Below are 13557 nucleotides of genomic sequence, written 5' to 3' on the forward strand. Positions count from 1 at the left end.
TTTGAGTGCCCACACAGATTGTCTGATAAATTGTTAAAGAGCAGTTGCGACGCGCTTTAGCGCTCTGTCGCGAGGTCCCGTATAATACGTTTTCCTCATTCAGAGTCAAGCATTTATTTTTGCTTTTCTCTGCGAGGTTCTCACCGGAACCCCGCTGACCCGGCGGCTTGCTTGCCGTTGTTCCGTGTCAGTGGAGGCGCATTATAGGGAGTAATTCCGAGGTGACAAGGGGAAATGCAAAAAAACTTTTCAACCGTCTCTTTTTTCAACAATGCGGCGAGGAATGTCGCAAAAAACCGCCGTTTTGCTGTTTTAACCAACGAAACGGGGCGCCTGGTGGCATACTGTTAGAGTAGAGAAAAGAAAGGAACGGCATTTATGTCTTTAAGCGCACAGCAACTGGCGGCACAAAAGAACATCTCCTGGGTACTGGCCGAGAAGCTCGCCCAAAAAATACTGACTGGCGAATATCAGCCGGAAAGCATTCTTCCCGGCGAAATGGAGTTAGGGGAGCAGTTCGGCGTGAGTCGTACCGCCGTCCGCGAAGCGGTGAAGACACTCACTGCAAAAGGCATGCTGCTGCCCCGCCCTCGCATTGGCACCCGGGTCATGCCGCGCAGCAGCTGGAACTTCCTTGATAAAGAGCTCCTCTCCTGGTGGCTAACAGAAGATAACTTCGAAGAGGTGGTGAGCCACTTTCTCGTCATGCGCAGCAGCCTGGAGCCACAGGCCTGTTTTCTCGCCGCCGCCCACGGCACCGCAGAGCAGAAAGCGCAGCTCAATACCCTAATGGAAGAGATGATTGCCCTGAAACGCCATTTTCAGCGCGATCGCTGGATTGCAGTCGATATGGCCTGGCATGAACATATCTATGAAATGAGCGGTAATCCTTTCCTCAGCTCATTCGCTTCTTTATTTCATTCGGTCTACCACACTTACTTCACATCAATTACGCAAAATGAAGTGGTGAAGCTCGATCTCCACCAGGCGATTGTCGATGCCATTCTCAACAGTGATGCGCCGGGTGCCTTACTTGCCTGCCAGGCGCTGCTAAACGCCCCACACCACGTAAATCAATAACAAGGATTTGGCATGAACGGAAAAAAAGGGCGCAGCATGGCCGGCCTGCCGTGGATTGCGGCGATGGCCTTCTTTATGCAGGCGCTGGATGCCACCATTCTTAACACTGCCCTCCCGGCTATCGCCCACAGCCTGAATCGTTCCCCGTTAGCAATGCAGTCGGCCATCATCAGCTATACGCTTACGGTGGCGATGCTGATCCCGGTCAGCGGCTGGCTGGCCGATCGCTTCGGCACGCGTCGGGTCTTTATCATCGCCGTTAGCCTGTTTACTCTCGGCTCCCTCGCCTGCGCGCTCTCCAGTTCATTAACGGAACTGGTCATTTTTCGCGTCATTCAGGGGATCGGCGGGGCGATGATGATGCCGGTGGCGAGGCTGGCCCTCCTGCGCGCCTATCCGCGCAGCGAACTGCTGCCGGTTCTGAACTTTGTCACCATGCCAGGACTGGTGGGACCGATTCTGGGTCCGGTGCTCGGCGGGGTATTTGTTACCTGGGCCAGCTGGCATTGGATTTTCCTGATAAACATACCCATCGGCGTGATCGGCATTCTGTACGCCCGTAAATACATGCCAAATTTCACAACGCCGCGCCGACGCTTCGATATAACCGGTTTTCTGTTATTTGGCTTAAGCCTGGTGTTATTTTCCAGCGGTATTGAACTGTTTGGCGAAAAAATTGTGGCGACATGGCTGGCGCTGGCGGTGATCGCCGTCAGTCTGATATTGCTCCTGGCCTATGTCCGTCACGCGCGCCGCCATCCTGCGCCGCTTATCTCGCTCTCTTTATTTAAGACCCATACGTTCTCGGTTGGCATTGCCGGCAACCTTGCCACGCGGTTGGGTACCGGTTGCGTGCCGTTTCTGATGCCGCTCATGCTACAGGTTGGCTTCGGCTATCCGGCTATTATCGCCGGCTGTATGATCGCCCCCACCGCTATCGGCTCGATTATTGCGAAATCTACCGTTACCCAGGTGCTGCGCTGGTTTGGCTATCGTAAGACCCTGGTGGGGATCACCGTGTTTATTGGCCTTATGATTGCCCAGTTCTCGCTGCAGTCGCCAGAAATGCCGCTGTGGATGCTTCTTCTGCCGCTGTTCGTGCTGGGGATGGCGATGTCCACGCAGTTTACCGCCATGAATACCATTACCCTGGCCGATCTGACGGATGACAATGCCAGCAGCGGCAACAGCCTGCTGGCCGTCACCCAGCAGCTTTCCATCAGTCTCGGGGTGGCCATCAGCGCTGCGGTGCTGCGCTTCTATGAAGGTTTTGACAGCGCCAGCACCGTAGAGCAGTTTCACTACACCTTTATTACCATGGGCGTGATAACCATCGTGTCGGCGCTGATGTTTATGCTGTTAAGAGCGAAGGATGGCCGCAACCTGATTAGCGAGCGGCACAAACGCTAAGCGGAACCGCGGACCACCAGCTCCGGGGTTAACTGTACGCGCTGCTGTTTTTGCTGCGGGTCGGCCATGCGATGGATCAGCACGTCGATGGCCAGTTCCCCCAGCTCATCTTTCGGTTGATGAATGGTGGTCAACGGCGGCGTCATATAGCGAGCCAGTTCAATATCATCGTAACCCACCAGCGCCATATCCTGCGGGATCTGCAGCCCGGCCTGGTATAACGCCTGATAAGCGCCAACCGCCATGGCATCGTTACCGACAAACACCGCCTGCGGCCGCTGCGGCAACGCCAGCAGCCGCTGCATCGCGCTAAACCCGCCGCCAAACTCAAAATCGCTGGTCACCACGTATCCCTCGGCTACGGGCAGACCGCAGCGCGCCATCGCGGCATGGTAACCTTCAAGGCGCAGACGCGCCGGGGTTTTATCCAGCGGGCCGGCAATGCAGGCGATGTGTGAATACCCTTGATCGATCAGGTACTGGGTCGCCATATCACCACCGAGCAGCGAGTTATCCTGAATCAGATCGCTATCGCCATCAAACGGCGCCCAGTCCATCATGACCGTCGGAACCGACGGATAGCGCTGCATAATTTCCGGAGAGGGTTGGTGGGTCTCAGTGCACAGCAGCAGTAATCCATCGACGCGTTTTTGCATTAACGTCTCCAGATTACGATTCATTCGCTGCTCATCACCTTCCGTATTACAGAGTACGAGACTATAACCCCGCTCAAAGCAGCTGCGCTCCACGCCCCGCACCAGCTCCGAATAAAACGGATTGGTACTGGCGGTGATCAGCATGCCGATGGTGCGGGTTTGATTAAGCTTGAGGCTACGCGCCAGCGCAGAGGGGGCGTAGTTAAGGCTTTTGATCGCGGCGTCGACTTTGGCGGTGATCGCCTCGCTGACAAAGCGGTCCTTATTGATGACGTGTGACACCGTCGATGTGGAAACGCCCGCTACGCGGGCCACATCTTTCATCGTAGCCAAGCATTACCCCTGTTGCGCTAAAAATTCATCGATCTCTGTGCGCCACGGCACGGAAGGCTGCGCGCCTTTGCGGGTTACGGCAATCGCCGCCGCGGCATGCGCAAAGCGGATCGCCTCCGGCAGGTCGGTCCCTTCCAGCAGCGCGGTTACCAGCGCGCCGTTGAAGGTGTCGCCGGCGGCGATAGTATCAATAGCCTGCACACGAAACCCTGGGATCCGGCGGCTTTCGCCTTCGGCACTGAGCCAGACGCCGCGGCTGCCGAGGGTGATCATCACGGTACCAATGCCTTTGGCATGCAGCACGTCGGCGGCTTTTGCCGCATCCTCGTCACTCTCAACGCGAATACCCGTCAGCTTTTCCGCTTCGGTTTCGTTGGGGGTAATGATATCCACCAGCGCCAGCAGTTCATCGGACAGTTCACGCGCTGGCGCGGGATTAAGCACCACGGTGGTCTGATGGTGATGGGCGATTTTCGCCGCCGCCAGCACGCTCTCCAGCGGTGACTCGAGCTGCATCAACAACGCCTGCGCGCTGGCGATCCGCGCTTTTTCCGCCTCTACCTGAGCGACGGATAATGCCGCATTGGCGCCGGCATGAATACCGATGACATTCTCACCTTCGGCGTTAACGAAGATTAACGCCACGCCGGTTGCTTCCCCGGCGACCGCGCGCACAGGCGCCACATCGATTTTATCGCTTGCCAGCTGGCGGCGGATGCGTTCACCGATGTCGTCATCGCCGGTGCAGGCGATAAACGCGATATCCGCCCCGCTGCGCCCGGCGGCCACCGCCTGGTTGGCCCCTTTCCCCCCGAACGCCAGCTGGTAGTGGTTGCCGGTGACGGTTTCACCCGGTGTCGGGAAAGCGTCAAGGTTGAGAATGTGATCGGCATTGATGCTGCCAAGGACGACAAGTTTACCTGCAGTTTTCATCGTTTCTGTTCCCGGGAAAGCGCGCCACCGGGATCCGGTGGCGCATGCCCTGCTTTTCTTTTTTATATTGTCCCTCGGACCGTTGCCAGTCCGAATCGCATATTACTGCTTAACGACCAGCTTCAGCTCAACCGGGTAGTTAGCCTCCACTTTTTCGCCCTTCAGTACCTTATCAGCAGTCTCAACGCCTTTCGCGCCGATCTGCTCCGGCAACTGTGCGACGGTCGCCGCCAGTTTGCCACTGTTTACTGCTTTTTCGCCATCCGGAGTGCCGTCAAATCCAACCACCATCACATCGGACTTGCCTGCGGTCTGCAGCGCGCGCAGGGCGCCGAGCGCCATTTCATCATTCTGCGCGAACACCGCCTGGACGTCAGGATGGGCGGTCAGCAGGTTCTGCATCACGTTCAGCCCTTTGGTACGGTCGAAATCGGCCGGCTGGCTGGCCAGAACATTGAACTTGTGCGCCGCCACAGCCTGTTTGAAGCCTTCGCCACGCTCGCGCGCCGCGGAAGTCCCGGCAATGCCCTGCAGCTCAATAACTTTCGCACTTTCACCCAGCTTTTTCGCGATGTAATCGCCCGCCATTTTTCCGCCCTGCACGTTGTCAGAGGCGATGTGGCTCACGACATCGCCTTTTGTCGCCTGACGGTCAAGGGTGATGACCGGGATTTTTGCCTGGTTCGCCATCTTCACAGCATTGCCGACGGCATCAGAGTCGGTGGGGTTGATCAGCAACAGCTTCGCGCCGCGCACCGTTAAATCCTGAACGTTAGCCAACTCTTTCGCCGGGTTGTTCTGGGAATCGAGCACCACCAGGTTGTAGCCCAGTTTGTCAGCTTCTTTTTGCGCGCCGTCTTTCAGAGACACGAAAAACGGGTTGTTGAGAGTAGAGATAACCAGAGCGATGGTGTCTTTGGCCATCGCGTTCGCGCTAACGGTCGCACTTAGCGCAACAGCAGAGACCAGGGTCGCCAGTTTTTTCATATTCATAGTTAAGATGTCCTGTAGAGTTCTCAGTTACTGCTTTTTGTTATCTACCAGTACCGCCAGCAAAATCACCACCGCTTTAACGATCATCTGGTAATAGGAAGAAACGCCTAAAAGGTTCAAACCATTATTCAGGAAGCCAAGGATCAGCGCGCCAATCAGCGTGCCGACAATGCGTCCTTTGCCGCCCGCCAGGCTAGTGCCGCCGAGCACGACTGCCGCAATGGCGTCCAGCTCATAGCCTGTCCCGGCCGTTGGCTGTGCGGAGGAGAGGCGCGCCACTTCGATAATCCCGGCCAGCGACGCCAGCATCCCGCACAACGCGTAAACGATAATTTTGACTTTATTGACGCTAATCCCGGACAGACGCGTCGCTGCCTCATTACCGCCAAGGGCATAGATATAACGGCCCAGGCGAGTATGGTGCAGCATGTACCAGGCCGCCAGGAAGACAATCGCCATGATCCATACCGGCGTCGGGATCCCCAGCGGACGCCCGATACCAAACCAGCCGAACAGATCGGCATTATCGCTAAAGCCGGTATTGATCGGGCTGCCGTTGGTGTACACCATGGTCACGCCGCGCAGCAGCAGCATCATCACCAGGGTGGCGATGAAAGCCTGCACGCGGCCTTTCGCCACAATCACCCCGGTGACTGCGCCGATCGCCGCACCTAATGCGAGGGCAGCAGCGACCGCCACCAGCGCATTCACCTCAATGCCAACGATCGACGCCGCCACCGCGCCGGTGAGCGCCAGCAGGGAACCGACGGACAGGTCGATCCCCGAGGTCAGTATGACCAACGTCATCCCTACCGCCATAATGGCGTTAACGGAGGTCTGCTGCAGAATATTGAACAGGTTATTGACGGTAAAAAAGTTGGGGCTCATGGTCGATACCACCGCGATCAGCACCAGCAGGGCAATCAGCGATTTTTGCTCCATCAGCCACGCTTTCGTGAAATAACGGCGACCAGAAACAGCCTGGGTTGTCATCTTTCTTACTCCTGATTCACACGGTTAAGCTTGCCCACAGCGGCAGCCATCAATACTTCCTGGGTGGCCTGCTCGCGTGTGAATTCACCGCCGAGATGCCCTTCATGCATCACTATGATGCGATCGCTCATGCCCAACACTTCCGGCATCTCGGAGGAGACCAGAATGATGCTCAGGCCATCGGCTTTGAACTGATTGATGAGCTGGTAGATCTCTTTCTTCGCCCCGACGTCGACGCCACGGGTCGGCTCATCGAGGATCAGGACCTTCGGCCGGGTCATCAGCCCGCGGGCGATGGCGACCTTTTGCTGGTTGCCGCCGGAGAGCAGGCCGATCGCCTGCTCCATGGACGGCGTTTTCACGTTAAACAGCCGGATGAAATCACTGACCGCCTGCTGTTCATCTTTATGCTTGAGGCTCCCTCCCGTCCGGCTAAAGTAGCGCAAGGCGGTCAGGGACATATTTTCTTTTACCGACATCCCGAGCACTAAGCCGTCGCGCTTACGGTCTTCGGAGATATAGACAATGCCGTTCGCCAGACCATCCTGCGGCGAACGGGTCACCACTTCGTGACCGTCGAGCGTCACAGAGCCGCTGCTGCGCGGCAGTGCGCCATACAACACTTTCATCAGCTCGGTCCGCCCGGCGCCCATCAGCCCGGCGACGCCGAGGATTTCCCCCTGGCGCAGGGTAAAGGTCACGTTTTCCACGCCCGGGCCGCAGAGATTATCGACTTTCAGACGCACCGCGCCCGGCGCCTTAGCCAGATGCGGATACTGATCTTCCAGCTTCCGGCCAACCATCATTTCGATCAGACGGTCTTCATCCAGCGAAGAGACCTCGCGTTCGGCGATAAACTGCCCGTCGCGGAACACGGTCACGTCGTCGCAAATCTCGAAGATCTCTTTCATGCGGTGGGAGATGTAGACGATGCCGCGCCCCTGCGATTTTAGTTCGCGGATCACGCGGAACAGCGATTCGGTTTCGGTATCGGTCAGCGCGTCGGTCGGTTCATCCATAATGATGACCTTCGACTCGAAGCTCAGCACTTTGGCGATCTCCACCATTTGCTGATCGCCAATCGACAGATCGCCCACCAGCTTCTGGCTGGTAAAACGGAGATTCAGCTTCGCCAGCAGCTTGTCGGCTTCGGCATACATCCGCTTCCAGTCGATTTTGCCAAAGCGGTTAACGAACTCGCGGCCAAGGAAGATGTTCTCGGCGATCGTCAACTGCGGGATCAGGTTCAGTTCCTGATGGATAATGCCGATCCCGGCTTCCTGGGAAGATTTTGGGCCGTTAAAGGTGGTCTCTTTACCGAGCCATAATAAAGCGCCGGCGTCACGGGTGTAGATCCCGGTCAGCACTTTCATCATGGTGGATTTACCGGCGCCGTTCTCACCCACCAGCGCCATCACCCGGCCAGGATAGACATTCAGCGAGGCGCCGGAGAGCGCCTTGACGCCAGGGAACGCTTTATCGATCCCTTTCAGTTGCAATAAGGCTTCCATGACGGCGACCTCAGAACGTCACGCCGGCACAGAGAATGATATTCGCGAACGGGGAACACTCCCCGCTGCGAATTACCGCCTGACTGTCTGCGGTTTGTTTTTTGAACTGCTCATGACTGGTGTAACGAATTTCAATGGTATTTCCCTGGTGCTGCTGCAGCTGCTCAAGATGGTTGAGCAACGTCGCGTGGAGCTGCGGATTATGCGTCTTAATTTCCTCCGCGATGACAGCCGCTTCAACCTGCATTTCCGTCGTCACCACTTCCAGAACCTGCATAAATGAAGGTACGCCCTGGGTTAACGCCATATCGATGCGCGCGCTGCTGCGGGGAACCGGCAATCCGGCATCGCAGACCACCAGCGTATCGGTGTGACCCAGGCGGGAGATGACCGCGGAAATATCAGCGTTAAGTACGGTGCCTTTTTTCATTTTTTCTCTTTTGCTCCACTAGCGAAACGTTTCGCTACAATAATTATTATCAATGTGTGAGCAGAAAACCATCACCAGAAGAGAGAAATGTGATCGCCATCGAAACGTTTCGCGAGACAGCGACAGGACATGACAAACGGAGTGAGAAACAAAAAGCCCTTCGCAACGGAAGGGCTTTTTTGACATCAGATTTCGACCTGAGTACCGAGCTCGATAACCCGGTTTGGCGGGATTTCAAACTGATCCGGCGCGCGCAGGGCGTTACGCTGCAACAGCAGATAAAGCTTGCCGCGCAGACGCAGATACCACGGCCGTTTGCCGATAATCAACGACTCATGGGACATAAAGAACGAGGTCTCCATCATCCGGCAGCTGAGTCCTTCCAGGCCACAGCGATGGAACACCTCTTCGACATTTGGCGTTTCCCGCCAGCCGTAGCTGGCCACCACCCGCCAGAACGAGGGCGACAGCTGCTCAATCTGCACCCGGCGAACGTTATGCACGTAAGGCGCGTCCTCGGTGCGCAGGGTCAGGAGGATCACTCGCTCATGCAGCACCTTGTTGTGCTTCAGGTTATGCAGCAGGGCAAACGGGATCACGTTCAGGGCCCGGGACATATACACCGCGGTGCCCGGGACGCGCACCGGCGGCGATTTCTCCAGTGAAGAGATCATCGCTTCCAGCGAGTTGCCGTGCTCGTGCATCCGACGCAGCAGGCGGAAGCGCTCGCTCTTCCAGGTGGTCATCACCGTAAACATCACCAGACCCAGGGACAACGGCAGCCAGCCGCCGGAGACAATCTTATCGAGGTTTGCCGAGAACAGCGGAACATCAATGCACAAGAAGGCCACCAGCATCAGCCCAACGAACAGCTTATTCCAGTGCCAGTTTTTGCGCGCCACCGTTGCCGACAGGATGGAGGTCAGCACCATGGTGCCCGTTACCGCGATACCGTACGCCGCCGCCAGGTTAGAGGAGTGCTCGAAGCTGACGATGACGATCACTACCGAGACATACAGCAGCCAGTTAATAAACGGGATATAGATCTGCCCGGACTCCATTTCCGAGGTGTGGATGATGCGCATCGGCGACAGATAGCCCAGACGCACCGCCTGACGGGTTAAGGAGAAGACCCCGGAGATCACCGCCTGCGAGGCGATAACCGTCGCCAGCGTGGCGATAATCAGCATCGGGATCAGCGCCCACTCCGGCGCCAGCAGGAAGAACGGGTTTTTAATCGCTTCCGGATGCTTAAGCAGCAATGCCCCCTGGCCAAAATAGTTCAGCACCAGCGAAGGCAGTACGACGGAGAACCAGGCGACGCGGATCGGCAGTTTGCCGAAGTGCCCCATATCGGCGTACAGCGCTTCCACCCCGGTAATCGACAGCACCACCGCGCCAAGCGCAATAAAGGAAACGGTCTTGTACTGCAGGAAGAAGTGCACCGCCCAGTAGGGGTTCAGCGCCTGCAGAACTTCCGGGTTAGCGTAAATGCTTCGCGCGCCAAGCACCGCCAGCAACAGGAACCAGATCAGCATAATCGGCGCAAACAGCTTGCCGACCATCCCGGTCCCGTGCTTCTGGATCATAAACAGCAGGGTAAGCACGATAATGGAGATCGGCACAATCCAGCTATCGAGCTGCGGGGCGATAATTTCTAACCCCTCTATCGCCGACATGACCGAAATCGCCGGGGTTATCACCACTTCGCCATAGAAGAAACTGCCGCCGATCAGGCCGAGGATCACCAGCACAGAGGTCATCCGCGCCGAGGTATTGCGTCCGGCCAGTGACATCAGCGTTAAGATCCCGCCTTCCCCGGCGTTATCCGCCCGCATCACGAAGGTGATGTATTTAATCGATACGGTAAAGATTAACAGCCAGAAAATCAGCGACAAAAAGCCAAAAACGGCATCGCGCTCAACGCCAAAGCCAAACTGACCTGACAGGCATTCACGCAGGGTATACAGTGGACTGGTACCGATATCACCGTACACCACGCCGATGGCCGCCAGCGTTAACGCCGGCAACGATTGTTTATTATCAGTGCTCATAGACTAGTCTTTTCGTTTATAAAACAAATGTGTGCCTAGTCCCTTGGCCCACAAAAAGCGCACAGTATGCACGATTATTTGTGAAATCGTACCCCTAACAGACACCATATTAACCTGGCTCAAAAAAAATAAATCGATTCTTCAGGCTATTACCGCCCCTGCTCTAACATCTATACTCGTCCCAATAACGATACATGACAAAGCACGCAACTCAATTATGGCTCAAACACATTTACTGGCTGAAAGAATTTCCCGACTCAGCGCGGCACTCGAAAAAGGACTCTTTGAACGCAGCCACGCGATACGCCTGTGCCTGCTGGCGGCGCTCAGCGGCGAGAGCGTATTTTTGCTCGGTCCGCCGGGGATCGCCAAAAGCCTGATTGCCCGCCGCCTCAAGTTCGCCTTCCAGCAGGCGCGCGCTTTTGAATACCTGATGACCCGCTTTTCCACCCCGGAAGAGGTTTTTGGCCCACTGTCCATTCAGGCGCTGAAAGATGAAGGGCGCTACGAGCGTTTAACCGCCGGCTACCTGCCGGAAGCAGAAATCGTGTTCCTCGATGAAATATGGAAAGCGGGTCCGGCTATCCTCAACACCCTGCTGACGGCGATTAACGAACGTCACTTCCGCAATGGCGCTCACGAAGAGAAAATCCCAATGCGCCTGCTGGTGGCCGCCTCGAACGAACTCCCCGAAGCCGACAGCAGCCTGGAAGCGCTGTATGACCGAATGCTGATCCGTCTGTGGCTTGATAAAGTGCAGGATAAAGGAAATTTCCGTTCGATGCTGGTCAGCCAGCAGGATGAAAACAGCAATCCGGTGCCCAGCGCGCTGCAGGTAAGCGACGAGGAGTTTACGCAATGGCAGCAGCAGATCGGCAATATCAAACTACCGGACGCGGTGTTTGAGCTGATATTCCAGCTGCGCCAGCAGCTGGATGCCCTGCCAAACGCGCCGTACGTTTCAGATCGCCGCTGGAAAAAGGCCATTCGCCTGCTGCAGGCCAGCGCCTTCTTCAGCGGCCGCGACAGCATCGCGCCGATAGATCTTATCCTGCTGAAAGATTGTCTGTGGCACAACGTCGAGAGCATGCACCTGATGTCGCAGCAGCTGGAAACGCTGATGACCTGCCACGCCTGGCAGCAGCAGGCAATGCTGACGCGGCTCGGGGCGATTGTGCAGCGACGCATTCAAATCCAACAGCAGCAAAGTGACAAAACGGCGCTAAAGGTCACCCGCCTTGGCGGCATGTTTAGCCGCAAGCCGCACTATGAGCTGCCGGCGGAGATCCAGGGATCCACCCTGACCCTGCTGCTGCAGCAGCCGCTCAAACTTCACGATATGGAAGTGATCCACATTACTTTTGAGCGCGAAGCGTTAGCCAGCTGGCTGGAAAAAGGCGGCGAGATCCGCGGCAAGCTCAACGGGATCGGCTTTGCCCAACTGCTCAATATGGATGTCGACACCAGCCAGCATCTGGTCGTTCGCGACGTCAGCCTGCAGGGCTCACGCCTCGCGCTGCCCGGCAGCGCGTCGCAGGAGAACATGCCGGCGGAAATTCGCCAGCAGCTGGAGGCGCTGGACGATGAGTGGCACCAGCAACATAACCGCTTCAGCGAGCAGCAGAAGTGCCTGTTTATCCCGGTCGAGTGGCTGGGAAGAATCGAAGCCAGCCTGCAGGACGTCGGCGCGCAGATTAAACAGGCGAAGCAGCCATGACGCTGGATATGCTGAATGTCATGCTGGCAGTCAGCGAAGAGGGAATGATCGAGGAGATGCTGCTGGCGCTGCTGGCCTCTCCGCAGCTGGCGGTTTTCTTTGAGAAATTTCCCCGCCTGAAAAACATCATCGCGGCGGATATTCCGCGCTGGCGGGAAGCCGTTCGCGCCCGCTTAAAAGAGGTTAACATCCCGCCGGGTCTGGACGCCGAAGTACAAACCTATCAGCAGGCTCAACTGCTCTCTACCTCACAGTTTATCGTCCAGCTACCGCAGATCCTCGGCAAGCTGCACCAGCTCCAGTCCCCTTTTGCCGCCCAGGCGCAGAAGCTGGTGGACGACAATGCTACCTTTACCCCGGCGCTGCATACGCTGTTTTTACAGCGCTGGCGCCTGAGCCTGGTGGTGCAAGCCACCAGCCTTAATCAGCAGTTGCTGGATGAGGAGCGCGATCAGTTGCTCAGTGAGGTCCAGGAACGAATGACACTCAGCGGTCAGCTCGATCCGGTGCTGGCGGAGAATGACACCGCCGCCGGACGCCTGTGGGATATGAGTGCCGGCGAACTGAAACGTGGCGACTATCAGCTGATTGTGCGCTATGGCGATTTTCTTAACCAGCAGCCGGAGCTGCTGCAGCTGGCGGAACAGCTGGGGCGTTCACGGGAAGCGAAATCCGTGCCGAAGAAAGACGCGCCGATGGAGACCTTCCGTAGTCTGGTGCGCGAGCCAGCGACGGTGCCGGAACAGGTCGACGGCCTCCAGCAGAGCGATGACATTCTGCGCCTGCTGCCGCCGGAGCTGGCGACGCTCGGCATCACGGAGCTGGAGTTTGAATTTTATCGCAAGCTGGTGGAGAAACAGCTCCTGACTTACCGGCTGCACGGTGACGCCTGGCGCGAAAAAATCACCGAACGCCCGGTGACGCGGCAGGATTTTGATGAACAGCCTCGCGGGCCCTTTATTGTCTGCGTCGATACCTCAGGATCGATGGGCGGTTTTAACGAGCAGTGCGCCAAAGCCTTTTGTCTGGCCCTGATGCGCGTCGCGCTGGCGGATAACCGCCGCTGCTTTATTATGCTGTTCTCCAGCGAAGTGGTGCACTACGAACTGACCTGCGAGGGCGGCCTGGAGCAGGCGATCCGCTTTCTGAGCCAGCGCTTTCGCGGCGGCACCGATCTGGCCAGCTGTTTTCGCGCCATTATTGAACGTCTGCAAAACCCGCAGTGGGTGGATGCGGATGCCGTGGTGATCTCCGACTTTATTGCCCAGCGGTTGCCGGATGAGGTGATTGCGCAGGTGGGGGAGCTACAGCGAAAACATCAGCACCGTTTTCACGCGGTGGCGATGTCGGTACACGGCAAACCCGGCATCATGCGCATCTTCGATCATATCTGGCGCTTTGATACCGGGTTGCGTAGCCGCCTGCTGCGACGCTGGCGGCGCTAATC

The 13557-nt window shown here is 57.1% G+C and carries 11 protein-coding genes; 4 read left to right on the top strand and 7 right to left on the bottom strand.

The window, feature by feature from the left end:
• Window positions 1–378 precede the first annotated feature (378 nt).
• On the top strand, window positions 379–1080 hold the full coding sequence (locus ACQUTI_RS23235) for a FadR/GntR family transcriptional regulator (RefSeq protein WP_004202329.1): 702 nt from the start codon (window positions 379–381) through the stop codon (window positions 1078–1080).
• A gap of 12 nt (window positions 1081–1092) precedes the next feature.
• Window positions 1093–2490 (top strand): multidrug transporter subunit MdtD, encoded by a 1398-nt coding sequence (mdtD, locus tag ACQUTI_RS23240; RefSeq protein WP_065878514.1) that lies wholly within the window; start codon window positions 1093–1095, stop codon window positions 2488–2490.
• Here the strand turns inward: mdtD and rbsR are convergent.
• The 7 genes from rbsR to kup form a co-directional block, all read right to left on the bottom strand.
• Window positions 2487–3479: a ribose operon transcriptional repressor RbsR gene (rbsR, locus tag ACQUTI_RS23245; protein WP_004202326.1), complete on the bottom strand. Its 993-nt coding sequence runs from the start codon at window positions 3477–3479 to the stop codon at window positions 2487–2489. The two genes, mdtD and rbsR, sit on opposite strands and share 4 nt — an antisense overlap.
• A 3-nt stretch (window positions 3480–3482) precedes the next feature.
• Complete coding sequence (gene rbsK / locus ACQUTI_RS23250; protein ID WP_004202324.1) at window positions 3483–4412, bottom strand: ribokinase; 930 nt, start codon at window positions 4410–4412, stop codon at window positions 3483–3485.
• A 102-nt stretch (window positions 4413–4514) separates the two neighbouring features.
• On the bottom strand, window positions 4515–5405 hold the full coding sequence (gene rbsB / locus ACQUTI_RS23255; RefSeq protein WP_004202323.1) for a ribose ABC transporter substrate-binding protein RbsB: 891 nt from the start codon (window positions 5403–5405) through the stop codon (window positions 4515–4517).
• 27 nt (window positions 5406–5432) lie between these two features.
• Window positions 5433–6398, bottom strand: a complete 966-nt coding sequence (gene rbsC, locus ACQUTI_RS23260) for a ribose ABC transporter permease (protein ID WP_004202322.1) — start codon at window positions 6396–6398, stop codon at window positions 5433–5435.
• 5 nt (window positions 6399–6403) lie between these two features.
• A complete protein-coding gene (gene rbsA, locus ACQUTI_RS23265) occupies window positions 6404–7909 on the bottom strand; it encodes a ribose ABC transporter ATP-binding protein RbsA (protein WP_004202321.1) in 1506 nt (501 codons plus the stop codon).
• Window positions 7910–7919: 10 nt separating this feature from the next.
• Window positions 7920–8339 carry a D-ribose pyranase gene (gene rbsD, locus ACQUTI_RS23270; RefSeq protein WP_004202320.1) on the bottom strand — a complete coding sequence of 140 codons (420 nt, stop codon included), beginning with the start codon at window positions 8337–8339 and terminating at the stop codon, window positions 7920–7922.
• A gap of 185 nt (window positions 8340–8524) precedes the next feature.
• The gene (gene kup, locus ACQUTI_RS23275) at window positions 8525–10393 is read right to left on the bottom strand and encodes a low affinity potassium transporter Kup (RefSeq protein WP_004202319.1); all 1869 of its coding nucleotides are present in this window, start codon (window positions 10391–10393) and stop codon (window positions 8525–8527) included.
• A gap of 217 nt (window positions 10394–10610) precedes the next feature.
• On the opposite strand from kup, the gene ravA reads away from it, so the two are divergent.
• Entirely contained in the window at window positions 10611–12110 is a 1500-nt protein-coding gene (ravA, locus tag ACQUTI_RS23280; RefSeq protein ID WP_004202318.1) for an ATPase RavA, read from the top strand.
• Complete coding sequence (viaA, locus tag ACQUTI_RS23285; RefSeq protein ID WP_428923380.1) at window positions 12107–13555, top strand: ATPase RavA stimulator ViaA; 1449 nt, start codon at window positions 12107–12109, stop codon at window positions 13553–13555. Before ravA ends, viaA begins: the two co-directional genes overlap by 4 nt.
• Window positions 13556–13557: the final 2 nt, after the last annotated feature.

The sequence above is a fragment of the Klebsiella sp. 7-CIP_Kleb. genome (assembly GCF_050378655.1).
Classification (GTDB): Bacteria; Pseudomonadota; Gammaproteobacteria; order Enterobacterales; family Enterobacteriaceae; genus Klebsiella; species Klebsiella quasipneumoniae.